This window comes from Nocardia sp. NPDC004604 (genome assembly GCF_040609795.1).
In the GTDB taxonomy this organism is placed as follows: Bacteria; Actinomycetota; Actinomycetes; order Mycobacteriales; family Mycobacteriaceae; genus Nocardia.
Genome location: NZ_JBEXLC010000051.1, coordinates 1 through 25,995 on the forward strand (window position 1 = coordinate 1; position 25,995 = coordinate 25,995).

30 protein-coding genes are annotated in these 25,995 nt (G+C 65.6%); 14 read left to right on the plus strand and 16 right to left on the minus strand.

Features of this window, described 5'->3' with window-relative positions; genetic code table 11:
- Both ABZW16_RS19640 and ABZW16_RS19645 read right to left on the minus strand, forming a co-directional pair.
- The coding region (locus ABZW16_RS19640) for a cbb3-type cytochrome c oxidase subunit I (RefSeq protein ID WP_354957352.1) at positions 1–1,398 on the minus strand (1,398 nt) is incomplete at its 3' end.
- A gap of 264 nt (positions 1,399–1,662) precedes the next feature.
- On the minus strand, positions 1,663–2,949 hold the full coding sequence (locus tag ABZW16_RS19645; protein WP_354957353.1) for a glycosyltransferase 87 family protein: 1,287 nt from the start codon (positions 2,947–2,949) through the stop codon (positions 1,663–1,665).
- A 112-nt stretch (positions 2,950–3,061) separates the two neighbouring features.
- Between ABZW16_RS19645 and ABZW16_RS19650 the strand changes: the two genes are divergently transcribed.
- A complete protein-coding gene (locus tag ABZW16_RS19650) occupies positions 3,062–3,691 on the plus strand; it encodes a TetR/AcrR family transcriptional regulator (RefSeq protein WP_354957354.1) in 630 nt (209 codons plus the stop codon).
- Position 3,692: 1 nt separating this feature from the next.
- Here ABZW16_RS19650 and ABZW16_RS19655 read toward each other — a convergent pair whose 3' ends face one another.
- Positions 3,693–4,841, minus strand: a complete 1,149-nt coding sequence (locus ABZW16_RS19655; protein ID WP_354957355.1) for an alpha-hydroxy-acid oxidizing protein — start codon at positions 4,839–4,841, stop codon at positions 3,693–3,695.
- Between the two features lie 268 nt (positions 4,842–5,109).
- Here ABZW16_RS19655 and ABZW16_RS19660 point away from each other — a divergent pair, with 268 nt between their 5' ends.
- The gene (locus ABZW16_RS19660; RefSeq protein WP_354957356.1) at positions 5,110–5,310 is read left to right on the plus strand and encodes a hypothetical protein; all 201 of its coding nucleotides are present in this window, start codon (positions 5,110–5,112) and stop codon (positions 5,308–5,310) included.
- A gap of 345 nt (positions 5,311–5,655) precedes the next feature.
- Here ABZW16_RS19660 and ABZW16_RS19665 read toward each other — a convergent pair whose 3' ends face one another.
- From ABZW16_RS19665 to ABZW16_RS19675, 3 genes are all read right to left on the minus strand, one after another.
- Positions 5,656–6,039: a hypothetical protein gene (locus ABZW16_RS19665; protein WP_354957357.1), complete on the minus strand. Its 384-nt coding sequence runs from the start codon at positions 6,037–6,039 to the stop codon at positions 5,656–5,658.
- A 230-nt stretch (positions 6,040–6,269) separates the two neighbouring features.
- A complete protein-coding gene (locus tag ABZW16_RS19670; protein WP_354957358.1) occupies positions 6,270–6,935 on the minus strand; it encodes a response regulator transcription factor in 666 nt (221 codons plus the stop codon).
- Complete coding sequence (locus ABZW16_RS19675) at positions 6,932–8,173, minus strand: histidine kinase (RefSeq protein ID WP_354957359.1); 1,242 nt, start codon at positions 8,171–8,173, stop codon at positions 6,932–6,934. The genes ABZW16_RS19670 and ABZW16_RS19675 overlap by 4 nt, the downstream gene beginning before the upstream one ends.
- Before the next feature lie 145 nt (positions 8,174–8,318).
- Between ABZW16_RS19675 and ABZW16_RS19680 the strand changes: the two genes are divergently transcribed.
- Positions 8,319–9,227, plus strand: a complete 909-nt coding sequence (locus tag ABZW16_RS19680) for a sterol desaturase family protein (RefSeq protein WP_354957360.1) — start codon at positions 8,319–8,321, stop codon at positions 9,225–9,227.
- 94 nt (positions 9,228–9,321) lie between these two features.
- On the opposite strand, the gene ABZW16_RS19685 is transcribed toward ABZW16_RS19680, so the two are convergent.
- On the minus strand, positions 9,322–10,128 hold the full coding sequence (locus tag ABZW16_RS19685) for a nuclear transport factor 2 family protein (RefSeq protein ID WP_354957361.1): 807 nt from the start codon (positions 10,126–10,128) through the stop codon (positions 9,322–9,324).
- 102 nt (positions 10,129–10,230) lie between these two features.
- On the opposite strand from ABZW16_RS19685, the gene ABZW16_RS19690 reads away from it, so the two are divergent.
- Together ABZW16_RS19690 and ABZW16_RS19695 are read left to right on the plus strand one after the other, a co-directional pair.
- Positions 10,231–11,022 (plus strand): 3-oxo-5-alpha-steroid 4-dehydrogenase, encoded by a 792-nt coding sequence (locus tag ABZW16_RS19690; RefSeq protein ID WP_354957362.1) that lies wholly within the window; start codon positions 10,231–10,233, stop codon positions 11,020–11,022.
- A 19-nt stretch (positions 11,023–11,041) separates the two neighbouring features.
- The gene (locus ABZW16_RS19695; protein ID WP_354957363.1) at positions 11,042–11,881 is read left to right on the plus strand and encodes an amidohydrolase family protein; all 840 of its coding nucleotides are present in this window, start codon (positions 11,042–11,044) and stop codon (positions 11,879–11,881) included.
- 77 nt (positions 11,882–11,958) lie between these two features.
- On the opposite strand, the gene ABZW16_RS19700 is transcribed toward ABZW16_RS19695, so the two are convergent.
- The 6 genes from ABZW16_RS19700 to ABZW16_RS19725 form a co-directional block, all read right to left on the minus strand.
- Positions 11,959–12,414 (minus strand): DUF2231 domain-containing protein, encoded by a 456-nt coding sequence (locus tag ABZW16_RS19700; RefSeq protein WP_354957364.1) that lies wholly within the window; start codon positions 12,412–12,414, stop codon positions 11,959–11,961.
- Between the two features lie 212 nt (positions 12,415–12,626).
- Entirely contained in the window at positions 12,627–13,820 is a 1,194-nt protein-coding gene (locus tag ABZW16_RS19705; RefSeq protein ID WP_354957365.1) for a HAMP domain-containing sensor histidine kinase, read from the minus strand.
- Between the two features lie 2 nt (positions 13,821–13,822).
- A complete protein-coding gene (locus ABZW16_RS19710) occupies positions 13,823–14,500 on the minus strand; it encodes a response regulator transcription factor (protein WP_354957366.1) in 678 nt (225 codons plus the stop codon).
- A gap of 11 nt (positions 14,501–14,511) precedes the next feature.
- Positions 14,512–15,771: a DUF1501 domain-containing protein gene (locus ABZW16_RS19715; RefSeq protein WP_354957367.1), complete on the minus strand. Its 1,260-nt coding sequence runs from the start codon at positions 15,769–15,771 to the stop codon at positions 14,512–14,514.
- Positions 15,768–17,006, minus strand: coding sequence for a DUF1800 family protein (locus tag ABZW16_RS19720; RefSeq protein ID WP_354957368.1), 1,239 nt, complete (start codon positions 17,004–17,006; stop codon positions 15,768–15,770). Before ABZW16_RS19720 ends, ABZW16_RS19715 begins: the two co-directional genes overlap by 4 nt.
- Before the next feature lie 40 nt (positions 17,007–17,046).
- Positions 17,047–18,288, minus strand: a complete 1,242-nt coding sequence (locus ABZW16_RS19725; RefSeq protein WP_354957369.1) for a helix-turn-helix domain-containing protein — start codon at positions 18,286–18,288, stop codon at positions 17,047–17,049.
- A gap of 325 nt (positions 18,289–18,613) precedes the next feature.
- Here ABZW16_RS19725 and ABZW16_RS19730 point away from each other — a divergent pair, with 325 nt between their 5' ends.
- Positions 18,614–19,942: a lipase family protein gene (locus tag ABZW16_RS19730; RefSeq protein ID WP_354957370.1), complete on the plus strand. Its 1,329-nt coding sequence runs from the start codon at positions 18,614–18,616 to the stop codon at positions 19,940–19,942.
- Between the two features lie 89 nt (positions 19,943–20,031).
- Here ABZW16_RS19730 and ABZW16_RS19735 read toward each other — a convergent pair whose 3' ends face one another.
- Together ABZW16_RS19735 and ABZW16_RS19740 are read right to left on the minus strand one after the other, a co-directional pair.
- Positions 20,032–20,295, minus strand: a complete 264-nt coding sequence (locus ABZW16_RS19735; protein WP_354957371.1) for a helix-turn-helix transcriptional regulator — start codon at positions 20,293–20,295, stop codon at positions 20,032–20,034.
- Positions 20,292–20,810, minus strand: coding sequence for a DUF6879 family protein (locus ABZW16_RS19740; protein ID WP_354957372.1), 519 nt, complete (start codon positions 20,808–20,810; stop codon positions 20,292–20,294). Before ABZW16_RS19740 ends, ABZW16_RS19735 begins: the two co-directional genes overlap by 4 nt.
- A gap of 324 nt (positions 20,811–21,134) precedes the next feature.
- Between ABZW16_RS19740 and ABZW16_RS19745 the strand changes: the two genes are divergently transcribed.
- The 8 genes from ABZW16_RS19745 (at position 21,135) to ABZW16_RS19780 (ending at position 25,352) form a co-directional block, all read left to right on the plus strand.
- Positions 21,135–21,398 (plus strand): hypothetical protein, encoded by a 264-nt coding sequence (locus ABZW16_RS19745; protein ID WP_354957373.1) that lies wholly within the window; start codon positions 21,135–21,137, stop codon positions 21,396–21,398.
- Positions 21,382–21,912, plus strand: a complete 531-nt coding sequence (locus tag ABZW16_RS19750; RefSeq protein WP_354957374.1) for a DUF6879 family protein — start codon at positions 21,382–21,384, stop codon at positions 21,910–21,912. Before ABZW16_RS19745 ends, ABZW16_RS19750 begins: the two co-directional genes overlap by 17 nt.
- Complete coding sequence (locus ABZW16_RS19755) at positions 21,909–22,787, plus strand: helix-turn-helix transcriptional regulator (protein WP_354957375.1); 879 nt, start codon at positions 21,909–21,911, stop codon at positions 22,785–22,787. Before ABZW16_RS19750 ends, ABZW16_RS19755 begins: the two co-directional genes overlap by 4 nt.
- A 71-nt stretch (positions 22,788–22,858) precedes the next feature.
- Positions 22,859–23,149, plus strand: a complete 291-nt coding sequence (locus tag ABZW16_RS19760) for a hypothetical protein (protein WP_354957376.1) — start codon at positions 22,859–22,861, stop codon at positions 23,147–23,149.
- Positions 23,146–23,484, plus strand: a complete 339-nt coding sequence (locus ABZW16_RS19765) for a hypothetical protein (protein WP_354957377.1) — start codon at positions 23,146–23,148, stop codon at positions 23,482–23,484. The genes ABZW16_RS19760 and ABZW16_RS19765 overlap by 4 nt, the downstream gene beginning before the upstream one ends.
- A gap of 254 nt (positions 23,485–23,738) precedes the next feature.
- A complete protein-coding gene (locus ABZW16_RS19770; RefSeq protein WP_354957378.1) occupies positions 23,739–24,083 on the plus strand; it encodes a hypothetical protein in 345 nt (114 codons plus the stop codon).
- 16 nt (positions 24,084–24,099) lie between these two features.
- On the plus strand, positions 24,100–24,444 hold the full coding sequence (locus ABZW16_RS19775; RefSeq protein WP_354957379.1) for a Clp protease N-terminal domain-containing protein: 345 nt from the start codon (positions 24,100–24,102) through the stop codon (positions 24,442–24,444).
- Between the two features lie 242 nt (positions 24,445–24,686).
- Positions 24,687–25,352, plus strand: a complete 666-nt coding sequence (locus ABZW16_RS19780; RefSeq protein WP_354957380.1) for a VC0807 family protein — start codon at positions 24,687–24,689, stop codon at positions 25,350–25,352.
- A gap of 5 nt (positions 25,353–25,357) precedes the next feature.
- Here the strand turns inward: ABZW16_RS19780 and ABZW16_RS19785 are convergent, their stop codons facing one another.
- Positions 25,358–25,912, minus strand: a complete 555-nt coding sequence (locus ABZW16_RS19785; protein ID WP_354957381.1) for a PadR family transcriptional regulator — start codon at positions 25,910–25,912, stop codon at positions 25,358–25,360.
- Between the last annotated feature and the right edge of the window lie 83 nt (positions 25,913–25,995).

The window sequence follows — 25,995 nt, forward strand, 5'->3', positions numbered from 1 at the left end:
GGTGAATCCGTCGCTGGGCAGGTAGTCGGCATAACGACGCGGCATACCCTCCGCACCCAGCCAGTGCTGCACCAGGAAGGTGGTGTGGAAGCCGACCAGCGTGGTCCAGAAGTGCCACTTGCCGAGTCGTTCATCGAGCAGCCTGCCGGTCATCTTGGGGAACCAGAAATAGATGCCAGCGAATGTCGCGAACACGATGGTGCCGAAGAGCACATAGTGGAAGTGCGCGACCACGAAATAGCTATCGGTGACATGGAAATCGAGCGGCGGGCTGGCCAGGACAACACCGGACAGACCACCGAACAGGAAGGTCACCAGGAAGCCGACCGAGAACAGCATGGGCGTTTCGAAGGTCAACTGCCCGCGCCACATGGTGCCGATCCAGTTGAAGAACTTCACACCGGTCGGGACCGCGATCAGGAAGGTCATGAACGAGAAGTACGGCAGCAGTACAGCTCCGGTGGCGTACATGTGATGCGCCCACACCGCCATCGACAGCGCACCGATGGACAGCGTCGCGTACACCAGGGTGGTGTAGCCGAACAGCGGCTTGCGACTGAACACCGGGAAGATTTCGGTGACGATCCCGAAGAACGGCAGCGCGACGATATACACCTCGGGGTGTCCGAAGAACCAGAACAGGTGCTGCCACAACAGGGCTCCGCCGGTGCCCGGATCGTAGATATGCCCGCCCAGATGCCGATCGAAGGCCAACGCCATCAGCGCCGCGGTCAGAATCGGAAAGGCGAGCAGGATGAGGATGCTGGTGACCAGGATGTTCCAGGTGAAGATGGGCATCCGGAACATGGTCATGCCCGGACACCGCAGGCAGATCACCGTGGTAATCATGTTGACGCCGCCGAGGATGGTGCCGACGCCGGAAACCGCGAGGCCCATGATCCACAAGTCCGCCCCCGCGCCCGGCGCGTGCACGATGTTGCTCAGCGGGACGTAGCCGGTCCAGCCGAAGTCGGCCGCGCCGCCGGGGGTGACGAAGCCCGCCGTGGCGATTGTCGCGCCGAATAGATACAGCCAGTAGCTGAGCGCGTTGAGCCGGGGAAAGGCCACATCCGGCGCCCCGATCTGCAGCGGTAGGACGCAATTGGCGAAGCCGAACAGAATCGGCGTTGCATAGAACAGCAGCATGATCGTGCCGTGCATGGTGAACAGCTGGTTGAACTGCTCGGGCGAGAGGAACTGCATGCCGGGGCGGGCCAGTTCACCGCGCATCAGCAGCGCGATGAGACCACCGATGAAGAAGTAGGTCATCGCGGTGGTCAAGTACATGACCCCGAGCACCTTCGGATCGGTGGTCGTGATCATTTTCCAGAAATAGGAGCCCTTGGGCCCGACCCGCCGCGGATAGGGCCGAACAACTTCCAACTGAGTTGTGGTCACGGCCGTCGCCACCTTCCGATCGCCGAGCAGCCTTGTCCGGATTATGCGCCTATCCGATCACCAACATGCCCGCTTTGACCCCATTGACGCCGTTGCGTCCGGGTCTACGGTAGGAGCCGCATCTGCGACCACGGTGCGATTGCGGTCGCCACGCGCGTCTTAGCGACTGCATGGCTACCAGCACATTCCGGCTGCGCTGAGCTCGGCTCGCGCGCGGGTTTCCGCGGACCCGGCGAGGAGTGCGGCACCGCACGCCAGGGCGGGTCAGCGGACCGTTGTGACGCGATCTTCGACCGGCTGGTCCACCGAGCGACGCAACTTCACCGCGGCCGCCGCGAACAGCGCAAGTGTCAGCCAGATGTAGCCGTTGTGGAAGAACACGGTGAGGTGGCTGCCCGGGGGATAGTCGAAGATGCTGACCACCGTGGGATCGAAGAGCGAGATCAAACCGCCCGATGCGGCCGCCAGCGCCACCAGAAATCCGAGCGGTGCGGCCACCCCGCCCCGGCGCAATGCCAGGTCGGCCAGGTACACCAGCAATGGTGCGAGCCAGACCCAGTGATGTACCCAGCTGTACGGGGATACCGCGGTGGTGGTGAGTCCGCACAGTACGACGGCGGGCAGTTCGTAGCCGGTCAGCGACAGCCGCCGCGCCAGCAGCAGGCAGCCTGCGGCGATGGCGAAAGCACCTGCCAGCCACAGCAATTGGTGCGTGCCCTCGACGCCGATGGTGCGGGCGAGCAGGCCGCGCAGCGATTCGTTGCGCGGGTTCTCCGGTACGCCGACGCGAGTGGGATCGGCAAAGGCGCCGCTCCAGAATGTCAGCGAATCCTTGGGCATGGCTGCGAGGCCGATGAGAACAGTCGCGACGCATGCGCCGATCGCGGTCACCGCGGCGCGGTACCTGCGGGTGATCAGTAGATAGAGCACGAAGAATGCGGGAGTCAGTTTGATTCCGGCCGCGATCCCGGTCAGCACGCCTTTCCAACGCGACGAATCGGGCAGCGCCATATCCGCGAGCACCAGCAACAGCAGGAAGATATTGATCTGCCCGAAGGCCATGGTTTCGCGCACCGGCTCGCACCACATCAACAATCCGGTGATCGGCAGACCCACCAGCACCAGCCGCCGGTCGCGCCGGTAGCCGAGCATCGACAATGCGGCCCAGACCGATCCGGTCAGCATCGCGAAGTTCCCCAATGCGCCGATATAGGTGTACAGATCGCCATGCAGATCGACCAGCGGCACGAACAGCAGTGCGGCGAACGGTGTGTAGACGAACTCCCAGACGCCGCGGGTGTGGCCGAGCAGTGGGGTGTCGTAGACGGAAACGCCGTCGACCACTCGGTTCCCGGCGATCTGGTAGACGCTGAGGTCCATCAGATGCATCATCACCTGCGGCGTATCGAGAACCTGCACGAGATAGCAGATACCGGCTGCCGTGCCGAGCACCGAGATTGCCAGGAAGGCCGGGGTGGGGATGGTGCGGCGCTGCGGCGCGGTGGTTACCGCGGACGGCAGCGCCGCAGTCTCGATCGTCGACAATGGCACGCTCATCTCCCAGCGATCGGGTCCGGATTCGCCGCCCCACGGTAGTGGCACTCGTCGTGAGCCGCACACCGCAGCCGCGCCCCGGCGGGCGCGGGACCGATATTGTCCTCGGGTGACTGCTGGCCCACCACCGCGGATGTACGACGGACGACCCGTCGCGGACCGGCGGGCGCAGCGGCGCGCGGAATTCCTGGCCGCCGGAGTGGCGGTATTCGGCGAGCACGGATATCAGGGCAGTTCGATCACCGCGCTGTGCCGGGCGGCCGGGTTGGCGCGCAGCCAGTTCTACGAGCACTTCGACAATCGCGAGGATCTGCTGATCGCGGTCTACGACATGATCCAGGTCGAAACCAGGCAGGCGGTCACCGCCGCGACGGCCGCGGCCGCACCGGATGATCCGGTCGGCCGGGCCCAGGCGGCGGTGCGGGCCTATGCGGAGTCGATCGGTCGCGACCCGCGCCGGGCCCGGATCGCACATATCGAGGTCGTCGGCGTCAGCGAGCGGGTCGAGCGGCGCAGGCTCGAGCAGCGCAAGCTGTGGACGGCACTCTTCGAAGACCAGATCCGGCGGGCGCTGGGACCGGACTTCGTACCGCCCGGTGGGTTCGATGCCGCCGTGACCGGATATCTCGGTGCGCTGCTCGCCCTGGTGCAGCAGTGGACTACCGGAGATCCGCGCACCGACCTGGCCGGGATCACCGAGGTACTGACCCGTTTCCTGGTCTGCCTGATGACGCCGTGATTCAGCGGCTCGGCCGAATATTCTCCCGGACCGCGGCGATATCCGGATACCCGTTGACCGCCATCAGCAGATCGGCCTCCGCCAGCAGCATCCGGAGCACATGCACCAGACCCGAAACCCCGCCCAGCGCAAGGCCGTACACGTACGGACGGCCGATGCCGACCATGGTCGCACCCAATCCGAGCGCCTTGATCACATCGGTGCCCGAGCGCACGCCGGAGTCGAACAGCACCGGTACCCGATCGTTACAGGCTTCGACCACCCCGGGCAGTGTCGCGAGCGCGCTGAGACCGCCATTGGCTTGGCGCCCACCGTGATTGGAGCAGTAGATGCCGTCGACGCCCGCATCGATCGCCCGGCGCGCGTCATCGGGATGGGAGATGCCCTTGAGAATGATCGGCAGTTCGGTCAGTGATCGAAGCCAGACCAGATCGTCCCAGGTGAGCGGGTTGCCGAAGGTCTGAACCCAGTGCAGCACGATGGACTGTGGATCATTCGAACCGACCATCTTCTGGAAGACCGGATCGGCGGTGTAGTTCTTCAAGACGTGCCCGCGCAGCTGCGGAAAGTTGCCGCTGGACAGATCACGCGGACGCCAGCCCGGCACCCAGGTGTCCAAGGTGACGGTGATGCCGCGATATCCGGCCTGCTCGGCCCGGCTCACCAGACTCGCGGCGAGGTCGCGGTCCTTGGGCGTGTACAGCTGGAAGAAGCTCGGCGTGCTGCCCGCATGCCCGATGACCTCCTCCAGCGGATCCTCCATCAGCGTCGAGAAGAACGCGGGCACACCGGTTTTCGCGGCGGCCTCGGCGACCGCGATATCACCGTGCTTATCCCCGACCAACCCGATCACCCCGACCGGGGCCATGAAGATCGGACTCGGGAAGGTGAGCCCCCACGCGCTGACCGACAGGTCGCGCTGTGTCGCGCCGACGAGCATCCGCGGCACCACACCCCAGTCCGCGAACGCCTCGACATTGCGCCGCTGGGTCAGCTCGTCACCGGCACCGCCCGCGATATAGGAGTGCAGCGATGCGGGCAGCGCGGCGGCGGCCTTCGCCTCGAGCGTCGCGTAGTCCATTGGGAAATCCGGGGCGTGCCCGCCGAGTGCGGCGAAGTAGATCTCGTTCTGGTAATCGGCGAACGCCACTGTCCTGCCCTTCGGTAGGAGTCGATCGGAGGGGTGGTCTCCGGTTGCCCGAATATTAGACGCTAATGTCCATGATCGAGTCCGGACGAACCGCGAAACATTCGACCACGGTACAGCGAAGGAGTCTGTGCGATGTGCGTCACAATGCCGGGGTGGTTCGTACCGGATGACCTGCGCATCGGGTCCGACGGCCGTACCTGCTGTAGCGCGAGCAACCGCTGTAGCGACGGGTAATCCGGAACAATTGACAGATTGTGAGAACCGCGCCGTGAATCTCGACTACCTGCCCAGATCAAGTGACCACGACCTGCTGCTGGCGAATCAGATCATGAGTAGTCCACTACGCCGCCTCTTACATCTGGCGCTCGGCCTGTCCACGGAGTCCATGGACCTGCTCACGGCACTCACCGACCGACTACGGACCGCCGAGGGCGCGCTACCGGATCCCGCGACCTCCGGCGAGTTCTAGTCCTTCCCTACCTTCGGCACCGCCTCGACAATTGAATGCGGCCCGGCCGTCGCCACCACCCGACGCAGCCGGAAGTCGCCGCGCGATCAGGTCGCGGTATTCGGCGGCGCGTTCCTGGCGCCGATGGACAGCAGCACCTGCAGGCCGAGCCAGAGACTGAAGTGCGCCCGGTTGCCCGGCGGGACGCGCGCAGGAGACGACTTATGCTGTCCTGCACCAGAAATCCTGCCAGACGGCGAACACCCTACTGGCCGCTGGCGACCGGATGCGCAGGCGCCAACGTAGCCGATGCGGCGGTACTCGCCGTCGACGGTCTCTCGGACCACAACTTCGTCCGCGTCACCGTCACTGGATAGGCCGTGCGCCGGCGCGCCAGAGCCAGCGCCAGCGCGGCAACTCCGCGATCACCGTGAGCACCGCGAGCACTTGGACGAGCACGGCGAGCCAGGTCGGCAAGAGCACCCAGGTGCTCATGACGGCCGCGACCACCTGCAGCACGACCAGGGCGATCGTGACCCACCCCGGCACCGGGACCAGAATCTGCTTCTTGTCCCCCGGCGTGGCGAACACCGTGGGCAGACCGATCAGCACCACCACCGAGAGCACCGCGAGCAACGCCGAATGCCCGGCCAGCGCCCATGGTGTCGCGATCCAGGCGATGAGTTCGACCGCAAAGCGCAGGCCCGACGCGACTCTGCCCTGCCCGGTCCGGTTCGGCGATTCCAACATGCATGCAGCGTGCCATGCGATGGATACGGACGCAGAGCGAAGCGAAGCCCCGGACCGAAGGGGATGGCCCGGGGCTTCATGAGGTGTATCGCGCGCAGCGGCCGCCGAGTTAACAGCGTGCAATGACGGTCACATAAGTTGGGCCAGTAGGTCATCGGCGGCACTGGTGCCAGAGCGGGAGCAGGCCTCGAGGGAGGTGCCGATCAGGTAGTCGCCCGCCACATATCGCACTAGTGGCCGTGCGTGGGCGCGACCAGACCGTGCTGGTGTGCGTAGACGACCGCGTGAATGCGATCGCGCACACCGAGCTTCGCGAGTATCCGGGATACATGCGTCTTCACCGTTTCCTCGCCGACCCCGAGGGCCGCCGCAATCTCGGCATTGCTGCGCGCATCGGCCAAGAGCAGCAACACCTCTCGCTCCCGCGCGGTGAGTTGTTCCACCTCCGGCGGGGTGCGCGGCGGTGCGAGGGTGCCAGCGAAGCGCGATATCAGGCGTCGCGTCATCGACGGATCGATCAGGGCGTCGCCGCGGGCCGCGATGCGAATGGCAGCCACCAGTTCTTCCGGCGGCAGACTTTTCAGCAGGAATCCGCTGGCCCCCGCTTGGAGTGCGCGATAGAGGTTGGCCTCGCTGTCGTAGGTGGTGAGCACCAGGACGCGGGTGCCGCCCGCCGCGACAATGGCCGCGGTGGCCGCGAGCCCGTCCAACTTCGGCATCCGCACATCCAGAATCGCGACATCCGGTCGCAGCCGGGCGGTTTCGGCGATCGCATCGCGGCCGTCGCCGACCTCGGCGATACATTCGAGATCGGCCTGACTGTCGACCACGGCGCGCAGTCCGGAGCGGAACATGCTGTGGTCGTCGGCGATCAGCACGCGCACCGGTGCGTTCACGCTCCTCCGATCGGTAGGCAGACCCGGATGTGCCACCGGGTTTGGGCCTGGTCCGGGCCGAATTCCAGTTCGCCGCCGAATAACTCGGCGCGCTGACGGATTCCGCCGAGGCCGCGGTGCGCGGTCGCGTCATCGACGTCGGCGGTCGCGGCGAGTGGGTTGACCGTCTCCAGCACCACTCGGTTCGGCTGGTAGTCGACGAGTAGTTCCGCATGTGCGCCGTCACCGTGACGCAGGGCGTTGGTCAGCATCTCCTGCACGATGCGATACAGCGTGAGGTTCAGTGAATCCGGCAGCTCGACCGCGACACCGCGCACGGTGTATTCGACGGCCAAACCGGCGGCGCGCACCCGTTCCAGCAGGTCATCGATATCGGCGAGGCCGGGCTGACGCTGACCGTCCTCCTCGCGCCCGTGCAGCAGGTCGAGTTGGCGGCGCAGGTCGACCATGGCCGCGCGGCTGCTCGATTCCACCGCGGTCAGCGAGCGGGTAGCGGCGGCATTGCCGGTGTCGGCCATGGCGATTCGGGCCGCACCGGCGTGGATGCCGATGGCGCTGACGTGATGGGAGATCACATCGTGCAGATCCCGGGCAATGGCGGCGCGTTCCTCGGTGAGCGCCCGGGCGAGCGCGGTCCGCTGCTCCTGCTCGCGCAGTTTGGCCTGCTGCTCGAGATCGGCGATGTACGCACCGCGTGCCGCCGTATACCGCCCGACCAACCACGGCACCACCCCGGCCGACACCGTCGACGCCAGCAGGAGTCGCCAATCGTGCGAGGTATTGCTGCCGACCAGCAGATGTGCGGCCGCGCAGCCGGTAGACATGGTGATGACGGTCGCCACCGATTTCGGGCCGGTCATCCAGGCTCCGGCCCGATATCCGGCCACCAGAAATCCGACATCGGCGAAGCGGGCGGCGAAACCGTGCCGGTGCAGCAGCACGGCCTCGGCCAGCCGCAGCGCCACCTGGACAATGGCAACCACACCGGCAGTGCGCGGCGGCGCGGCCAGCGCGAGATCCGCCGCGACGATGCCGATCAGCACGGCACTCGCCTGCCACGGTGCCACCGAGAAGATCCCGTTGAGCACCAGCATCGAAGCATCGATGGCCGCGGCCACCACCGCGACCACGAGCGACTGGCGCGCCAGCGACCTGCTCACATCCAACAGTTCGCCACCACCTTCGCACCATCCCAGCAGTCCGGTTTCTAGCCGTCCGCGGGCGATCCTACCCAGCATTCACCCGACCCCTCGGGACCGACTCTGCCCGCATGCGCGGTCCGGCGCATCCCCCGCGCGAGGGACGGCCGGTCCCTCGTCAGCGCGATGTTTGCGCAGGCCAGCGGCCGTAGCGTGACGGTGTGCAGAGAGCGGAGGAGACATAGTGATCAGTGGGCAGTTATTCATCTACGCCATACCCGCGTTCGCGGTACTCATGTTCGTGGAGTGGATCGACTATCGCCGCGATCCGGATCGCCCGGCCAATGGCCACACCGGGCGGGATATGGCCGCCAATATCACCACCTATCTGCTCGGCCGATTCCTGAAGCCGGTGACGCAGTATCTGATTCCGTTCTCGGCGGTGGTGCTGGCCGCCGCGATCACGCCGCTGCACCTTTCGCCGCACAGCTGGTGGGTGTGGGTGCTCGGGCTGGTCGTCACCGATTTCTGCTACTACTGGGCGCATCGCGCCGACCATCGGGTCCGGCTGCTGTGGACCTCGCACAGCGTCCACCATTCCAGCGAGCACTTCAATCTCTCCACCGCCATCCGCCTGCCATGGGTGCATCCGGTGGCCGCCGTTCTGCGCGGATTCGCCTGGGTGCCAGCGGCTTTGATCGGTCTGCCGCCGTGGATGATCTTCCTGCTGCAGGCCATCGGGCTGCTCTATCAGTTCCCCATCCACACCCAGCGCATCGATACCCTGCCGCGCCCGATCGAGTTCCTGTTCAATACTCCGGCCCACCACCGGATCCACCACGGTTCGAATCAGCCCTATATCGACAAGAACTACGGCGGCGTCTTCATTATCTGGGACCGCATGTTCGGCAGTTTCGCCGCGCGGAGCGAACCCATTCGTTACGGCCTCACCAAGAACATCGGCACCGATAACCCGCTGAAGATCAACTATCACGAACTCGGCGCACTGATCAGCGATGTGCGCCACGCGAATACGTGGAAGGGCCGTCTCGGCTACATCTTCGGGCCGCCCGGATGGTCCGAGAACACGCAGCCCGACATTGCGCCCGCGCTGCCCACCGAGTCAGCTACCCAGGGATCGGTCGCCGCCTAGCGTCGTGACCAGTAGCGGCCGCAGCAGCTGCGCGCCCTTGCGGATCAGCCAGGTGCGCAGGCTCATCAGGCCCGCGGCCAGGTAAGACGCGGTCTCAGCTCGAGTGGGTGTAGATGCGGATCGCGGTGATGCGCCGGGTATCGGTGGCGAATTCGACGAAGGCGACGCCGTTGGCCGAATCGAGTCGGACGCTGGTGCTCACCGTTCGACCGGCGGCGATCAGCTTGTCCCACTGCATATTTCGGGTGCGGTTGGTGAACTCCTCCAGTGAGATCCTGGTGCCGGCGGGCAGTTCGATGACGGCACGGTCGCCGAGCAGTCGCCGCACCCGCGCGATATCGGTGGCCGCCGCGGCCGCGAAAACCTCGGCCGCAGTGCGTTTGCCCGCGCGCCCGACCCCGCGCAGCGCCCGCATCATGCCGAGCATGCCGCCGAAGCCCTGGTTGGCGATCAGCTGTGGGCCCAGCTTCAGCGCCGCACCCAGTCCGGGCAGGCCGGTGCGCAGCAACTGCACGATCATCGCGGCCAATTCCCAGTGCGCGGCCAGCCGGACGATCTTCCAGACGCCGTCTTCCTCGATGAGGTCGTAGCGCAGATGCATCGGGACGGCCACGACGGCGCCGGTCGACATGGTGGTGCGGATCAGCAGGTCGCGAACCACCGTCGACGGGCCGACGAAGTCGTGGTCGATCTGGAATGCGATGGTATTCGGGCCGATGAAGGTGTCGTAGAACCGTTCGATCGCGACACGGCCGATATGCGGGCTCGATCCGACCGGATCGTTGACGGTCGCGTCGGTGGCGAACAGGCCGACCCAGGCCGCTTTATCGTGTGCCGCCACCGCGCGCGGCGATGCCTGGACGGCCGTGAGCAGGTCCTTGGCGGTGGAATCCAGCGGCATGACAGTTCCTCCTAGTTGCTGCGTCACATGGTAGAACATGTTCTAATTTCGGCGCCGCGGGTTCGGCAGAACTGCCCGGCGTCCCGCTCGACAAGGACTCCTATGGATTGGTACACCGGCAATACCGCCTACGACACCGTGCTGACGATCGCCTTCGCCTTCGCCGCATTCGTGCTGGTCGGCGGCCTTTTCGCGCAGAGTCCCTACGGTCGCTTCGGCACCACCGAGATCGGCTTCAACCTCAACCCGAAGCTCGGCTGGTGGTTGATGGAGATTCCGGCGACGGTGGTCTTCGCGGTGTTCTATCTGACCGGCCCGGACCGGTTCGAACCGACCGCACTGGTGCTGGCCGCGATCTGGGTGCTGCACTACGGCAACCGCGGCTGGTTCTTCCCGCTGTCCATCCGCCAGGTTCCCGGCAAGCGCAGCAGCTTCAATGTATCGGTGATCGCCGCGGGCATGTTCGTCACCGCGCTGCACGGCTACCTCAACGGCGCCCTCTTCAGCCACGACTACCTGCACCAGTACGACACCGACTGGCTGACCGATCCGCGCTTCCTGATCGGTCTGGTCGTCTACCTCGGCGGCTTCGCGCTGCTGGTCCGCTCCGAGTCGATCGTGCGCAATCTGCGCGATAAGAACAATCCGGGCGCGACCGAGTATCGGATTCCGCACGGCGCGGGCTTCCGGTTCGTCACCAGCCCCGCCTATCTCGCCGAACTGATCGCCTGGGCCGGATTCGCACTGCTCACCTGGTCGCTGGCGGGTGTGGTCATCTTCTTGATCACCGCGGGCAATCTGGTCCCCCGAGCCTTCGCCACGCACAAGTGGTACCGGGAGAAGTTCCCCGACTATCCCGCCGATCGAAAGGCATTGATCCCCTTCGTCCTGTGAGGAGTCATACAGTGGCGTGATGGCGATCATCGATGCTTGGGCCCAGCATCCGACGGTGCGGCTGCTACAGCACGAAATGCTGGACTCACTGCGCCGCTGGACCGGTGACACCATCCCGACCCAGCCGCCGCCGGTCTCGACCACGCTGGCGGCCATGGACGCGGGCGGCGTCGACACCGCCTTGATCAGCGCCTGGTATGGCCCCGAGGGCGTGCTCATCTCCAATGACGAGGTGGCCGGTTTCGTCGCCGAATCCAACGGCAGACTGGTCGGCGTAGCCTCGGTCGACCTCCGCAAGCCGATGGTCGCGGTCCGCGAACTGCGCCGCGCGGTCACCGAATTGGGTATGAAGGCATTGCGCATCGTGCCATGGCTCTGGGGTCTGCCCCCGAACGACCGCCGCTACTACCCGCTCTACGCCGAATGCGTAGAACTCGGCATCCCGTTCTGCACCCAAGTCGGCCACACCGGCCCGCTACGCACCTCCGAAACCGGCCGCCCCATCCCCTACCTCGACGACGTCGCCCTGGACTTCCCCGAACTGGTCATCGTAGGCGGCCACATCGGCTACCCCTGGACCACCGAAATGATCGCGGTAGCAACAAAATACGAGAACGTCTACATAGACACCTCCGCCTACACGATCCGCAGATACCCACCAGAACTGGTGTCCTACATGAAATCCCACGGCCGCACCAAGGTCCTCTTCGGCACCAACTACCCCATGATCGCGCCCGAACAAGCACTGGCAGGCCTCGACGACCTCGCCCTGAACGCCGAATGCAGCGACCTGTTCCTCGCCAACAACGCCACCCGCATCTTCAACCTGACCAGTCCCCCGAACAACACCCGTAGCTGAGCCCCCCAGAGCGGTCACGGTGGTGCAGGTAAATGTCGAGTGCTGAACTGCACCAGCGCATTTTCGCGGGGTGGGCTTTACTGGGTGCCCCATACGGCGTGGGCGCCGGAGTCGCCGACTCGGTAGGTCTGTACCAGGGCTGCACTGCCTGCGAGGATCGCTAGTGCGGCGACGAGGGTGGTGAGCGTGCGGCCTACCGGTTTTCCGCGTTCGTCGCGCAGGTGGACGATGATCAGTAGGGCCGTGACCAGGAGGAGCCCGACTGCGAAGTAGATCATCGTGTTGCCGAGGTTCGCGTGCTTATCGATTGCGGGGGAGCCGCCCAGTTTGTGTTGTAGCCACTCGCCGGCATCGGTTGTGATGGGGGTCAGTGCGACGGTGATCGCGGCCAGGGCGGTGATCAGCCAGATCAGGCGGCGGCGCGCGGCGGGCCAGAGGGCGGAAATGATCAGTAGGACCGCGGTCAGCGGGACGAAGACGACAATGATGTGGACCAGCAGCACATGGGCGGGTAGACCGTTGATCGTCGACATGAGGCGCACTCCTGGTGTTCTCGACCACCTGGGCAGTTCCGGCCCAAGTATCTCCCTCACCTCACGGTTTACCGCGCCGACAGGTTCATTTCACGAATGTTCGGCCGTTCGCCGGGGCGATGTCCAGGATGTGTTGCGGATCCGGATACCGCTGGTGCGTCACCGGGTTCCCTTGGTCGGCCGCACCGGATCGGGCATCGGAATGCGAGAGGTCAGGCGGTGCCGGTATCGCTCAGGGGCAGGTGCAACCGGACCTCCGCGCCGCCCTCGGCCCGGTTGACCGCCTCGGCCCGCCCGTCGTGCAGTGCGACGATCGAGCGCACCAGCGCGAGCCCGAGTCCGTGGCCCTGTCCGTGGCCACGCGCGAAGCGTCGGAAGACGTGCGGCAATACGGCGGGATCGAATCCGGGCCCGTCATCGGTGACCGTCACCACGACCTCCTTGCAATAGGTCGCGACGCCGACCCGCACATGGGTGGCGCGGGCGATGGCATTGCGCACGACATTGTCGATGGCCTGGCGCAGCAGAATATCGTCGCCGTCGACGACCGCCGGGCGGGCGTTGGTCAGCTCGACCGCGGCACCGCCGGCCGCGGCAGTCGCGACGATCTCCTCGGTGAGCAGGTCGACCCGCAGCGGCATCCGGACCGGTTCGACCGTGCCCGCGTCGAGTCTGGCGAGGTCGAGCAGCTGCACGACACTCTCCCCCGCGCGTTCGGTGGCCGCGCGGATTTCGGTCAGCGTGCGCACGTACTCCTCGGCTTCGCGCGGCCGGGACAGGGCCTGACTTGCCGTCGCGCGAATGACCGCGATCGGCGTGCGCAGCTCATGGGCGGCATCGGCGAGGAAGTCACGCTGGAACTGCTGGGCGCGCACCGCCGGTGCCAGCATGCGCCCGGCGAGCAGCCAGGTCAGCCCGGTCAGCAGGGCGGTCACGCCGACCGCGACCAGCGCGACATACCAACGCTGCCTGACGATTTCGGCGTCGGTATTGTCCAGCGGGGTCGCGGTCACCACCACTTGGCCGTCGGGCCGCAGCCGGGCCGCAGCGAAGTAGTGCTCATCGTCGCTCCACACCTCACGCAATGCCGAACCGGCGCCCCAGTCCGGATCGCGCGCCTGCTCGGCCAGATCCTGTACCGGCGCACCGACATAGACCTCACCGAGCGGGGCGGTCACACCTGCCGTGTCGACCACCCAGGCATTCTCGCGCAACCAGTCGGGGGCCTTCGCCGGATCGGGCTGGGCCGCGATATCCGCGACCTGTTCGGTGGCGACCACCCGCGCCTCGGCCTGGCTGCGGTCGGCGAGCACAGCCGCCAGATAGACCGCACCGGCACCGACCAGCAACAGCGCCGATAGTGCGGTGGCGAGGGTGAGCCGGATGCGAAATCGCCTGAGATACATCGTCATTCCTCGGCATACAGGTGGAAGCCGACACCGCGCACGGTATCCAGGCGGGTCCGCGCGGTCGGCAGATCCAGCTTGCGGCGCAGCGTCGAGACGTAGACATCGACCACATTCGAGGTGCCCTCGTAGTGCAGATCCCAGACCTGCTCCAGCAATTCGGTACGGCTGACCGTCTGCCCCGACTGCTGCATCAGATACTGCACTACCGCGAATTCCTTGGCGGTCAATGGAATCAGCACCTCGGCCCGCCATACCCGATGGGTTGCCATATCCAGTTTCAGATCGCCGACCCGCAGTAGCGAACCGCCCCGTGTCACCGGCCTGCGCAGCACCGCGCGCACCCGGGCGGCGAGCTCACCGAAGTCGAAGGGTTTGGTGACATAGTCGTCCGCACCGGTATCCAGACCGGTCACGCGATCGGTGGCACTGCCGCGCGCGGTCAGCACGAGTACCCGGGTGCGGCCGTCGGCCTTGAGCTGGCGGCACAGGCTCAGCCCGTCACCGTCGGGGAGGCCGAGATCGAGGACGACCAGCGCGTAGTCGTTATAGGAGCACAGATCGTCGGCCTCGGCCAGGGTCGGGGCGTGGTCGACCGCATGGCCCTCCTCGCGCAGGCCACGCACCAGCACCCTGGCCAGCCCCGCGTCATCCTCGACCACCAGCAACCGCACCGACACAGTCGATCACATCACCGGTCGACAATGATGCCGGGGACGGGTTTCGGACGGCCCGGCAGGACCAGTTCGGCCGGAACGGTGAACCAGCTCTCGGCAATGGTCGCGTAGAACTCGGACATATCGACGGTGGCCTTCAGGTTGTCGTCACGATCGAGGGTGCGCAGTGACGGCTGCTCGCCATGGCCACCCGGGCGGACCGGACCGAATAGCAGTGCGGTCGACGCGGCGCCGTGATCGAGGCCGCCGGAGTCGTTATCGGGAACGCGACGGCCGAATTCGCTCAGCGTCGCGATGAGTACGCGAGAGGCGAGGCCGCGGCGGTCCAAATCGGCGCGGAAGGCGCCGATGGCGGCGTCGAATTGCCGCATGATGCTCGCGTATCGGGTCAGGTGGTCCGTATGGGTGTCGAAGTCGTCGGCCATCGGTACGTGCACGATGCGGATGCCGTGCTGATCGTCGGCGAGAACTCTTGCCGCCAAGGACAATTGGCAACCGAGATGGCTGTCCGGGTAGCCGTCCGCCGCGGCGGGCAGTGCGGCCGCGACATCACCGAAGCGCAGTGCGGTGCGCGCGCTGTCGCGGGCGGTCGAGAGCAATGCGCCAGCACCCCGATCTGGATGATTCATTGCGTGCTGGGCCGCGAGCCAGGCCGCCGCCAGGGCCGGATCGTCGGGCATCGGAAAGGCGCCACCGGTATCGGGATCCATCGACAGCGTGGTGCACCGTTCGGCGCTCAGCGCGGGCGAGGGCCCGCCGCCGAGCGATACCCCAACGGCGGGCGCGGCCGGATCGCCCACGACATCGCAGAGTCGACCGAGGAAGCCGGTGGTCGGCCGTAGCGTGCCCGCGGGATCCCCGGTCCACCAGCGCTGCAGCATTTCGAAGTGCGAGAGATCGGGCGCGGCGGTGCCGACACCGGCGAGGACCGCAGCGCCACCGAGCGCCACCTGTTCGAGTTCGGGGTGCAGGCCGAGCCGATCGTCGATCCGGTGTACACGCGATGCCTCGATGGCGGTATTGCGGCGCAGCGCGTAGTAGCGGTCGTCGGTGTAGGGAACCACCATCGACAGCCCGTCATTGCCGCCCGCCATTTCGATGACGACGAGCCTGCGCTGGTCGGGTGGGGCGGCCACCGGCGGCGTCGGCGCACGCAGCGGCGTGGGCGCCGGTGCGAATTCCGTGCCGAGCTGCCATGCCGCGTAGCCACCGACGGCGGCGAAAGTACCTGCGGCAGTGAGACCCAGAAACCTGCGGCGGTCGAGGCTGATCATGACAGGGTGAACTCCGGTGACGAGACGACGCAGGCCAGAATTGCCGCGGCGCGGGCGCGCGGGTCGAGGCCGGGGGTGGCGGCCAGGGCCGTCACCGCATCGCGAGTGGTGGGTGTCGGGTCGTAGATGGCCGCGCGTTCGAAGGCTGCGGTGACCGGATCGGCGGCAGCGGCCAGCTGCGCCAGCGGTGGCGCCTCGATCGCCAGCGCGGCACGGACGATGGTGTGGCTCGGCGACAACCATCGCGAACCGCTGGGCCATCCGGCAACATTGGGCGGTTCGAACGGCACCTGGCCGAGCCGCTCGACCGCCTCCCGGCGCGCGGCGATGTCATCGAATCCGAAGACCGCGCTGGCAGCGGTCACCCATTCGATCGGATAGCGCGGTCGAGCCGAGCGCGAGTCGAGAAATTCTGAACTGTAGAGGATTTCGGTCACCAGCGGCCGAATCTCCAAGCCGCTGTTGACGAAAACATCCGCCAGTCGATGCAGCGTCGCGGGCTCGGGATCCGCGCCGCACAGGAACCGGAACAGCTCGGTCACCAGGAACGGCGCACAGGCAGGCTGTTCGCAGACCGCATCGACCACATCATGCGCTCCGAATACCTTCCGGCCGAGCAACTCTCGCGGCTCATGATTGACCGCATCGGAATCGATGACCACATCCCCGTCGTCATCGATATCCATGCCCGCCAATGCGATCGCGGCCGCGCGCACATCGCCCTGGGTGTAATTGCCGCGCCCCAGCGCGAACAACTCCAGCAGCTCGCGCCCGAAGTTCTCGTTCGGGGCATCCGCGCGCGAGCCAGCGCCGTCGAGATAGACCAGCATGGCCGGATCCCTGGTGATCTCGTGCAGCAACGTCCGGAAATTGCCGAGGGCATGCCTGCGCAGCAGCAGATGCTGGCGCCACAGCAACCGCCACTGCCCGACCTTGTCGTAACTGGTGGTCAGATGCCCGTGCCAGAACCACACCAGCTTCTCGTGCAGTCCCGCCGCCGGGTCGGCCAGCACCGTCAACCAGCGCTCGATGGGCCCATTGCCCGCATCCGCGTCGTCATCGGACAACTCCGGCGTGCCCGGCGCCATCGGCTGTGCGGTGAGCACGGCCTCGACCACCGCGCCGATATCTCGGCCGACCCACCGTTCGGTCTGTCCGGGAAACGGCCCGAAGGTGGTGCGCCGCAGCACATGCGCGATCAGCGCCCGCTCATCGTCCACGACACTGCTCGCCATGCGCCCACGGTCGCACCGGGCGCATTAAGGATTCGTGAAATCAGTCCACCTCGACGACCTCCGCCGCCTCGGCCACCGGATAGAAGCGGTGCACCGTGAGCGCCGCGGCGAGCAGCCGGGAGCCATTGGGCTCACTCGGATCGATGCCGGTGAGTTCGGCAATGCGCTTGAGCCGGTAGCTGAAGGTATTGGGGTGCACGTGCACCTCGGCGGCGGCCGCCTTGCGATCGGATCCGTGCCGCAGGTGCGCATCCAGGGCCTCGAACAGGTGCTGGCGCAATAGCAGTGGCGCAATGCGGTCGGCCAGGCGATCCCGGGCCGGACCAGGGCGGGTGAGCTGATACTCGAGCAGCAGATCGTCGAGGTCGTACAGCCCGCTCGGCCGGTTGAGCAGCCGGGCAAGTTCGGCCAGATCGGATGCCTCCTGGACCGCGTGCGGAAGCAGATCCCGTTCCACCGCGCGGCGTTCGGCGAGGAACACATCGACACCGAACTGTTCGGTGAGGTCGGCGGCCAGCCGCTGGTACTCCGCGGAGTCGGATCCGCTCGGCAGCAGGGCGATTCCGGTCGTGCCGTCGAAGGTGCTCAGTGCCTTGGTTCCGGCGATCCCGTCCAATGCCCGCTGCAGCACCCGGATGCGGCGGCGGGTGAGCAGATCGGCGACCACGATCGGATGGTCGTCCGGGCGGATGTGGATGGCGAGCACCGTATAGCGTTCCGCGAGAACGACATCCGCGCGTGCGGCCAGTTCCTCGGCGGGCTGGCCGCGCAACAGGGCCGAACACAGTGCCCGGCGCGCCTCGCGTTCGGCGTGATAGATCGACTGCTCGACATCGGTATACGCCTCGACCACCGCGACATTGATATCCCGCAGCAGGTCGAGCAGTCGACCACCGAAGGCGATCAGATCGTTCATATCCTCGGGTGCGGCCACCGCCGCCGCCTCCTGCAGGATCGCCTGACCCGAGCCGTGCACCGCATGCATCAGCAGTCCGAGCGGGATGCGGTCCTCGGCATGCCGCTCGGCCACCGGGCCGACGAACTCGACCACCTCGGCCCCGGTGAACGTGCGTTGCTCCTGCAGCGCGCGCAGGAAGGCGCGGCCGCATCCGGCGATCGCGGGCAGCACCTCATCGGTGAAATGCCCGTCCGGCAGATCGGCGGCCGGTGGCGTCGATCCGAGGCCCGCAGCGAGCATGCGTTCGGCGATTTCGGGTAACCGACGGACCAGTCGGGCGATTATCGGTGCGTCTCCGGACAACGGGGGTAGGGCAACGGGCATGACTTGCACGGTACCCAACAATGCCATTTACCAATAAATCTCGTAACCACCGGCCGGTTGTCTTCGAACACAAACTTTCCGCGGATTCTTCTCTCCCGGGTGCAGTGACAACATGGCTCGAATGACCGTGCTCACCAGCGCGTTCCGCGCGCTACCTGGTGACGCCGGTCACCGTCAACACCATCCACCGGAGAAAAAGACCCGACTCAATTGTGTTTCGGGACAATTAATTTCCGTCACCGCCGTTGCTACCTTGATAACCAGGATTCCGGCGTCATTTCAAATAAACACCGTGCCGGTGTGCCGTTCGAAAGGATGTACAGGAATGACCGTGCCTGCCGACACCGGGATGGGCCCGGCGCGTCCGCTTGTCGAAATATTCCCATCGGAGCGGGCACTGCCGCCGGAGCTGGATCGGTTCTATCACCCGCCCGCCGGATTCGCACGCTTCGCCCCCGGCACCGTGCTGCGCACCCGCAGGGTCGAACTGGCACTGTTCGGGCGTGTGCCACAAAAGGTTTCGGCCTGGCAGCTGCTCTACCGGACCAGCAACCTGCACGGCGGTGCGGAGACGGCCGCAACGACGGTCCTGCTGCCGTGGGGCGCCGATCCGCATCAGCCGCGGCCGCTGGTCTCGTTCCAATGCGCCATCGACGGCGTCAGTTCCAAGTGCCTGCCCTCCTACGCACTGCGCCGCGGCGCACGGGCTCTCGGCTCGATTCCGCAGGTCGAACTGCCGGTCATCGCGTACGCACTGGCTCAGGGCTGGGCGGTATCGGTTCCGGACCACGGCGGGATGGCCGGACATTTCGGGGTGCCGCGCGAACCCGGCTATCGGTCCCTCGACGCGATCCGGGCGAGTCTGACTTTCGCCCCGCTCGGCTTGACCGATTCGACTCCCGTTGCGCTGTGGGGTTATTCGGGCGGCGGACTCGCCACCGCCTGGACCGCGGAGTTGGCCGCCGAATACGCACCGGAGCTCGATATCGTCGGTGCGGTCGCCGGTTCGCCGGTCGGCGATCTCGGCTCGGCCTTCGCGCGATTGAACGGCACCTTCTTCGCGGCCTTCTCGACGATGGCCGTGGCAGGGCTGCGGCGGGCCTACACCGATCTGGATCGCATCCTGCGCACACATCTCGAATCCGAATTCCTGGAGATACTCGCGGATGCCGAATCGCGCACCACACTGCATTTGCTGTTCCGGTTGATGGGCAAGAACATCGACAACTACAGCCACCGCACCTTCGCCGAACTACTCGCCGAACCCGACCTGCAGCAGATCCTGGACGATATCCGGCCCGGTGTGCAGGCACCCGCCATGCCGCTGCTCGTCATCCAGGGTGTCAATGACGAACTCATCGCCGTCGCCGATGTAGACCAGCACGTGGCCCGATATGCGATCCGCGGTGCGCACGTGCGCTACCTGCGCGACCGCCTGAGCCTGCATATGCCGCTGCTGTTCATCGGCGCACCCGCCACCATGAACTGGCTGGCGGATCGATTCGACCAGCGTCCGCTGCCCGCGGCGGGCACCGAAACCGTGTGGTCGGTCGCATTCACGAAACGAGAGGCGTTGGGCCACTTGCGTTTCGCCGGATTGCTGGCACGCATGCTCACCAGCAGGCCGATCCGGCAGTTCCGTCGGTCCGCCTGAGCCGGGTCGCACACTACACTCAGCGAAGCCGTCGCGGTTCTGGTGATGATCAAGCCTCGCGCGTGCGATGACCGAAGTCACCCTGACATTCACAGTGTCCGAGGAGCGTCGGCGTCAGCCGGGCTTGGCTCGCCGTTCGAGGGCGCACCTGGTGCACGGAGTTTGTAGGCGCGCACCAGGTGCGAAATATCGCCATCGGTCGGTTTGGTCTTCCCATACTCGATCTTTGACACCTTGGTTTGGTGCCAGCCTGCGAGGTGGGCGAGTTCCGTGCCGGTGAGCCCCGAGTTGAGGCGAAGCTCCCTAAGTCGGCCTCCGAGAGCTTCGCGCAGTTGGTGAAGCGGATCACTCACTGGTTGGAGTAGTCCGCGAGAGGGGTAGCGAGCGCCCAGACACGCTCTTTCACGGCTCGGCAGTACTCGACCAGCCGAGGATCGGTCGTGACTGCGCCACCGACCCAACGGCCTAACGGCTCGAAGAGCGTGTAAGCCAGCACCGCGTCATCGAACAACCACCAGTCATCCACGGTCAGCTCGGCCGAGTCGATCAAGTGCCGCGGCAGGTAGCGAACGTCCTCGCCGGCTTCAGCGTTGAACCGTGCCACTGCCTTCGCGAAGCGCGTGTACTCGGTGTGAGGTTCGGTCACCACGCGGGCACGGTTCACGGCCACACCGCGACTGGTCACGTCCCGCACGTGGTCGAGCCACGGTCGGAACCATGCATAGTCGTCGGGTTCGTCCTGAAGGAACTTCCGGAACGGCTCGAACTCCTCTGGAGTCTCGTAGGTGTCCTGAACTTCCAGGTGAAACGCCTCCCGCTGGCAGGAGTGGAATAGGCGGTTGAACGCCTCATCCTGCACGAGTTGCACCGTAGAACATCCTTTCTGCCTTCGGAACCTCGATGCATGTTTCGTCGTCGTAGATGTCCAGTCCCCTGAGTATGTCCGGTCGGTGACCGGCGTCCCTTCGAGAGTGAAGGTGCCGCGGCCGGTGTCGGTCATCGGCGCCCCGACGAACGTGTCTGGGAGCGCGAAACCGAGCAACAGGTGTGGGATCTCGACGGTTCCGGCTGAATCGGTTTTCCATCCCTTCCGGATCGGGCTCTCGCATGTTCGCGACCGCCGCGACGGTGCCGTGAGCGGCAATGGCGGTATAGCACAATCCCGCATTGCCCAGCATTGAGCGGAGTCGCGGTGCATACTCAGCGAGTCAACATTCGACAACAAGCATCGGAAGGGTTGGGGGACATGGGGTTGCGGTTCCTGGGCGGTAGCAGTGGGAAGAATGGTTCACCGCGGTTGTACGAACTCGATGACGACTACATCTGGCAGGGCTATCCGGTCAATGATCCAGACCTGTTGAAACAGTTGGAAGTTCCGGACGGCGAGATTGTGGTTCGGGTTCCGAAGTCTCTGGTCACGTTTCTGCCGAAGGAGCCGAATGGAGTTGCTGACTGACGCACAATGGTCGGCGCAGTACGCGTCCTGCACTACATCCGCGCTGCATCTAGAGTTGCGGGACGTGTACGCCGTTCCCGATGAAGTCGAGCGAATCTCTGCGTGGAGGTCCGGCCAGCTCAACGAGGCCCAAGACCGGGAGTGGTGGGCCCCATGGCTCGATATGACCCGCGAAATGACCTGCCGTGGTGTGGATATGCGCCGCGCACGGGTCGTCTCGGAGCCGGTGTCGGACTACATCCACTACGAGTGGGCCACCACCCGAAACCATGAGGGCGGCGAACAAGTCCGTTGGCTCCCCCGCCACCACGCCACCACCCTGTCGTTGCCGCCGGTCGATTTCTGGCTGTTCGACGACCGTCTGGTCCTGTTCAACCACTTCGCTGGTGACGGCCAATGGTTCGGCAACGAGCAGACCGACGATGCGGCCGTGGTTGCGCGGTGCCGCGCAGCATTCGAATCGGTCTGGGAGTTGGGGACTCCGCACACTGAATACCGTCCCGCCCTGAAGTGACCAGCAGCAGTGCCAAGCAGGCGCGCGAAGCCCTCGGCAACCGGCTTCGGGAGATCAGGTTGGATGCGCGAATCTCGGCGCGAGAGTTGGCATCTCGCGCCGGGTGGCACTTCACCAAGATATCGAAGTTCGAGAACGGCCACCGCACGCCGACTGTGAGCGATCTCGAACTGTGGTGCGTCTACTGCGACGCCGGTGATCTCCTCCCGGACCTGGTCGCCGCCACGCGCGAAATCGAGAAAATGTATGTGCAGCTGCGACGGCTGCACCGCGCGGGCACCGCCCGCTATCAGCGTCAAGTACTCGACGAAGAGCGCCAGGCGCAGCGGCATCGCGTGTTCTCGATCTCTCTCGTCCCTGGTCCCGCACAAACCGCCGACTACGCGACAGCGGTCCTGACCGACATCGCCGCCGTTTCCGGCTATCCCACCGACGATGTCGCCGAAACCGTCACAGTGCGAATGCAGCGCGGCGCGCTACTGCGTTCGGCTCGGGTGTTCCACATGATCCTGTGCGAGAACGTCCTTCGGATCGGCGTCGTCCCACCCGAGGTCGCGGCCAACCAGCTACAGCACCTGCTCACGATCATGGACTACCCACATGTTCGCCTGGGCATCTTGCCCGCTCATGTCCGCCAGTACATGCCGGTGTGCGAGTTCTGGATCACCGATAACACCGAGGTGGAGATCGAGACCTACTCCGCCATCCTCCGCATCGAGCAGCCAAGCGAAGTCGCTGTTTACACGAAGGTGTTCGACCACTATGCCCGCCAGGCCGTCTACGGCAGACGCGCACGGCAACTGATCGAGCGCGCATTGGGCGAACTTCGCCAACATCGGTCAACAGGCTACGAATCGACCGCCCAAGACTCCTAACGTCCGAGGTGGGCGCTCGAGGCCAGTCTTCCTGGTCCCGAGCCGCCTCACCATCGACGACGGAGGGTGAGATGGCGCTCACTGAGACACAGGCCAGAGTGTTAGCCGCGCTGGCGATTCTGGAACCCGCGCAAGCGCTGACCGTGCGCGAACTGTGCTGCCACGCTGGTCACGCAGAGGCTGCTACGCGTGCAGCGCTGCAAGGGCTCGCCGATTCCGGTCTCGCCCATGGCTCCCGCACAGTCCCGATCGGGTGGCGGATCACCGACCGCGGGCGGTCACTGATCAGCGCACGGCCATACCGAGAATTCCTGCCGCGCAACGGCGCTGCCATCGTGACCACGAACGGGGCAAGCCAGTGAGGGCGAAGCCAGCCGCGATCGGATACCTGCGCACCGACATATCAGGAATCTCGCAAACCTGGGACGAAATCCAGATTCGCAGTCTCGCAAAGCGGTACGGCTACGACCTCGCCAAGACCGTGGCATTCAGCGCACAGACTGACCACCCGCTGAGTCGGTTGCTGAACGTGGTCCGGCGTCTCGATGTCGACGCGGTGATCACCCCCAACCTCGAGCACCTTGGCGGCGCAGTGCCGCCTGATCTCGTCCGGGTCTGCGAGATCAACACCATTTCGCCCAAGGCGACATACGCGCCGCACGCCCCGTTCCGGTTTGTCGATGTGGACGGCGCATAGACCTGCTTCACAGCAACGACGCTGGAAAGGAGGTGACCCAACATGGTGGCACGAGTAGAGGATCCAGGCCCGGACGGCAACAACCACGACAACTGGAATCAGGACCCGCGCGAAGACCGAGGTGACGACGTGATTCGGCCGTGCGGGCGATAACTGCCGGCGAGTCACAAGTAGCAGCTCTGAACAGCAAGAAGCAGCCCGACCGTCGTGCGTGAGGGCCGGGCCGATTCTTGGAATCCCTGATGGAGAAACTAGTGAAGATCATCAGACCCGCCCTCGCGGCGTGCGCGATCAGCGCATCGATGTTCAGCGCGATCACCCCGCCAGCCGACGCGGCACCCACACCGGTCAACGGGCCGTGTCTGTTCGGGCACGTCGACCCCGACAACGACAACAGCGCGTGCAAAGGCAGCGACTCCGCGAACTGGCCGGAGTCAGAGCCGAATCCGGACGGAAGCCCGAAACTGTCTTGTTCCCGGCTCAACAAGGGAGCTGGCGTCAAGACCTGGACCGGCCGAGGCTGGCGGAAATGGAAATGCATGCAGATAACCGAGATGGGTCAGGAGTACTGGCAATGGTATGAAGTGCTGGGTTCCTGAGCAGGAAGATGGGTTCATGGCGAACGATATCCCCCGCACACCGGAGGTCGATCAGATCATCGCGGCCGCCGAACGCCTTGGGCAGCATGACGGGTACGTGGGCGTCGAGCACTTGTTTCTCGCAATCGTGGCCGACCTCGATACGGTGCCCGCACGACAGCTGCGACGCATGGGAATCGATCTCGACCAGATCACTGCAAAGCTGAGGGAAACGATGGATAGCGAGAGTTTTCGGGCCGTCCGCAATCGCGCTCGCTTCCTCGATGGCCGGGTCGTCGAACATTTCCCTGATGGCCGTGTGGTGACCGAGTACCCGGACGGCACTGTCACCGAACACTTTGAACCGACCGACGGATCCTGAAACGACTGGACGCGCCCCGACTGGTGCGGCCGGGCACTCTTTGTCGGACAGAAGGTCAGTTTGCGCGCCTGGCGGTCAGTGCGGGAGACCAAATCCCGGTCGCACACAGCACTCGGCGAAGTCGTCGCGGGGCATGACAGTTGTCATGCCCGACCCGTGATGGTTGGCAGATCTGCCGCCCCGCGCCGGTCCGTAGCGTTATTTCTCGTAGTGCACAGCCGAATTCACCAGGAGCACCCGAGATGACGACCACCGCACCAGCGGCCGAGCCGACCGATACGGTTCGGACCCCGGCGACGCGCTTCAGCCCGATTCGCGTACTCGCCCCGATCGCGCGCGATATCGCGGTGCCCATCGGCGCCTACTTCCTGCTGACCGGCCTCGGTTACAGCGACTTCGCCGGACTGCTCGCCGGAACCCTGTTCTCGGGTGCGGTCCTGATCATCGAGACCATCCGGTCGCGGCGCCTCGAACCCTTCGCCGCGATCATGCTCGGCGTCTTCGTCTTCGGCTTGGTGGGCTCGCTGATCAGCGGCGACCCCCGGATGATGATCGTCAAGGATTCCGCGGGTACCGCGATCGTCGGCATCGCCTTCCTGATCAGCACGGTGGTCGGCAAACCACTGACCTACCTGTCCGCACGCAAGGCGATCTCGGCCGCTGGACCGGCCAAGCTCGCCGAATTCGAAGAGTCCTACCGCGCCGATCCGGCCAAGCGCCGCGGCTTCGCCACCCTGGCCGCGGCCTGGGGCGTCGGCCTGCTGTCCGAGGCCATCGTCCGGATCCTGCTCGCCTACCAACTCCCGGTCCACACCATGGCCTGGCTGTCGCCGGTCCTGTCGATCATCTTCTTCGCCCCGCTGATCGCCCTGAGCGTCCACTTCGTCAAGCGCGCCCGCCGCGCCTGAGCGTGCTATCCGCGCCGCCGGTCCCGGTATTCGGGGTCGGCGGCGAGGTCTTCCCAGAACTCGACATAGGCCTGCTCGTGCAGGATGCCGAGCCGTATGATGCGGGCGCGAGAAACCGCGCGGACCTGATCGGCCAGGTCGATATCGGCTTGCAGTGATCGATACAGCTCGAGCAGCCGACGGTGTTCCGCGGCTTGGCCGTTCGCCAATGCGACCACATCATCCGGTGCGCCGAGATCGGCGAAGAAGAGTTTCAGCTGTGCCGGATCGCGGGTCTCGGCGGGCGGGTTCCGCGGGTCGGCGAGCCAGCGCCGCAGTTCGGCACGGCCCTTATCGGTCAAGTGGAAGAGTCTGCGTCGCCGCCCGCCCTGTTCGGCCTCCTCGTCGAGCAAACCGCGCTCGGCCAGACGCACCGGAATCCGATAGAGCTGTGCATGCGGCACCGGCCAGAAGTAGTCGACGCTCTCTTCGAGTCTGGCCTTCAACTCATATGGCGTGAGCGGCCCGTGCCTGGCGATCAACCCCAGCACGATGTGGTCCTGCGGCCCGATATCCGGCATGCCTCCTCCATCGCATTGACACCGTCTCACTGAGACTATATGTTAGTTCCATCGAGACCGTATCAATGAGACTATTAAGGAGT

Bases quoted from the DNA above. Each gene is read 5' to 3' on its own strand.
- ABZW16_RS19690 (WP_354957362.1), top strand. From the start codon at position 10,231: ATGGATTGGTACACCGGCAATACCGCCTACGACACCGTGCTGACGATC.
- ABZW16_RS19785 (WP_354957381.1), bottom strand. From the start codon at position 25,912: ATGCCGGATATCGGGCCGCAGGACCACATCGTGCTGGGGTTGATCGCC.
- ABZW16_RS19675 (WP_354957359.1), bottom strand. From the start codon at position 8,173: ATGCTGGGTAGGATCGCCCGCGGACGGCTAGAAACCGGACTGCTGGGA.
- ABZW16_RS19725 (WP_354957369.1), bottom strand. From the start codon at position 18,288: ATGCCCGTTGCCCTACCCCCGTTGTCCGGAGACGCACCGATAATCGCC.
- ABZW16_RS19730 (WP_354957370.1), top strand. From the start codon at position 18,614: ATGACCGTGCCTGCCGACACCGGGATGGGCCCGGCGCGTCCGCTTGTC.
- ABZW16_RS19700 (WP_354957364.1), bottom strand. From the start codon at position 12,414: ATGTCGACGATCAACGGTCTACCCGCCCATGTGCTGCTGGTCCACATC.
- ABZW16_RS19720 (WP_354957368.1), bottom strand. From the start codon at position 17,006: ATGGCGAGCAGTGTCGTGGACGATGAGCGGGCGCTGATCGCGCATGTG.
- ABZW16_RS19780 (WP_354957380.1), top strand. From the start codon at position 24,687: ATGACGACCACCGCACCAGCGGCCGAGCCGACCGATACGGTTCGGACC.
- ABZW16_RS19750 (WP_354957374.1), top strand. From the start codon at position 21,382: ATGGAGTTGCTGACTGACGCACAATGGTCGGCGCAGTACGCGTCCTGC.
- ABZW16_RS19715 (WP_354957367.1), bottom strand. From the start codon at position 15,771: ATGATCAGCCTCGACCGCCGCAGGTTTCTGGGTCTCACTGCCGCAGGT.
- ABZW16_RS19775 (WP_354957379.1), top strand. From the start codon at position 24,100: ATGGCGAACGATATCCCCCGCACACCGGAGGTCGATCAGATCATCGCG.
- ABZW16_RS19760 (WP_354957376.1), top strand. From the start codon at position 22,859: ATGGCGCTCACTGAGACACAGGCCAGAGTGTTAGCCGCGCTGGCGATT.
- ABZW16_RS19685 (WP_354957361.1), bottom strand. From the start codon at position 10,128: ATGCCGCTGGATTCCACCGCCAAGGACCTGCTCACGGCCGTCCAGGCA.
- ABZW16_RS19695 (WP_354957363.1), top strand. From the start codon at position 11,042: ATGGCGATCATCGATGCTTGGGCCCAGCATCCGACGGTGCGGCTGCTA.
- ABZW16_RS19705 (WP_354957365.1), bottom strand. From the start codon at position 13,820: ATGTATCTCAGGCGATTTCGCATCCGGCTCACCCTCGCCACCGCACTA.
- ABZW16_RS19665 (WP_354957357.1), bottom strand. From the start codon at position 6,039: ATGTTGGAATCGCCGAACCGGACCGGGCAGGGCAGAGTCGCGTCGGGC.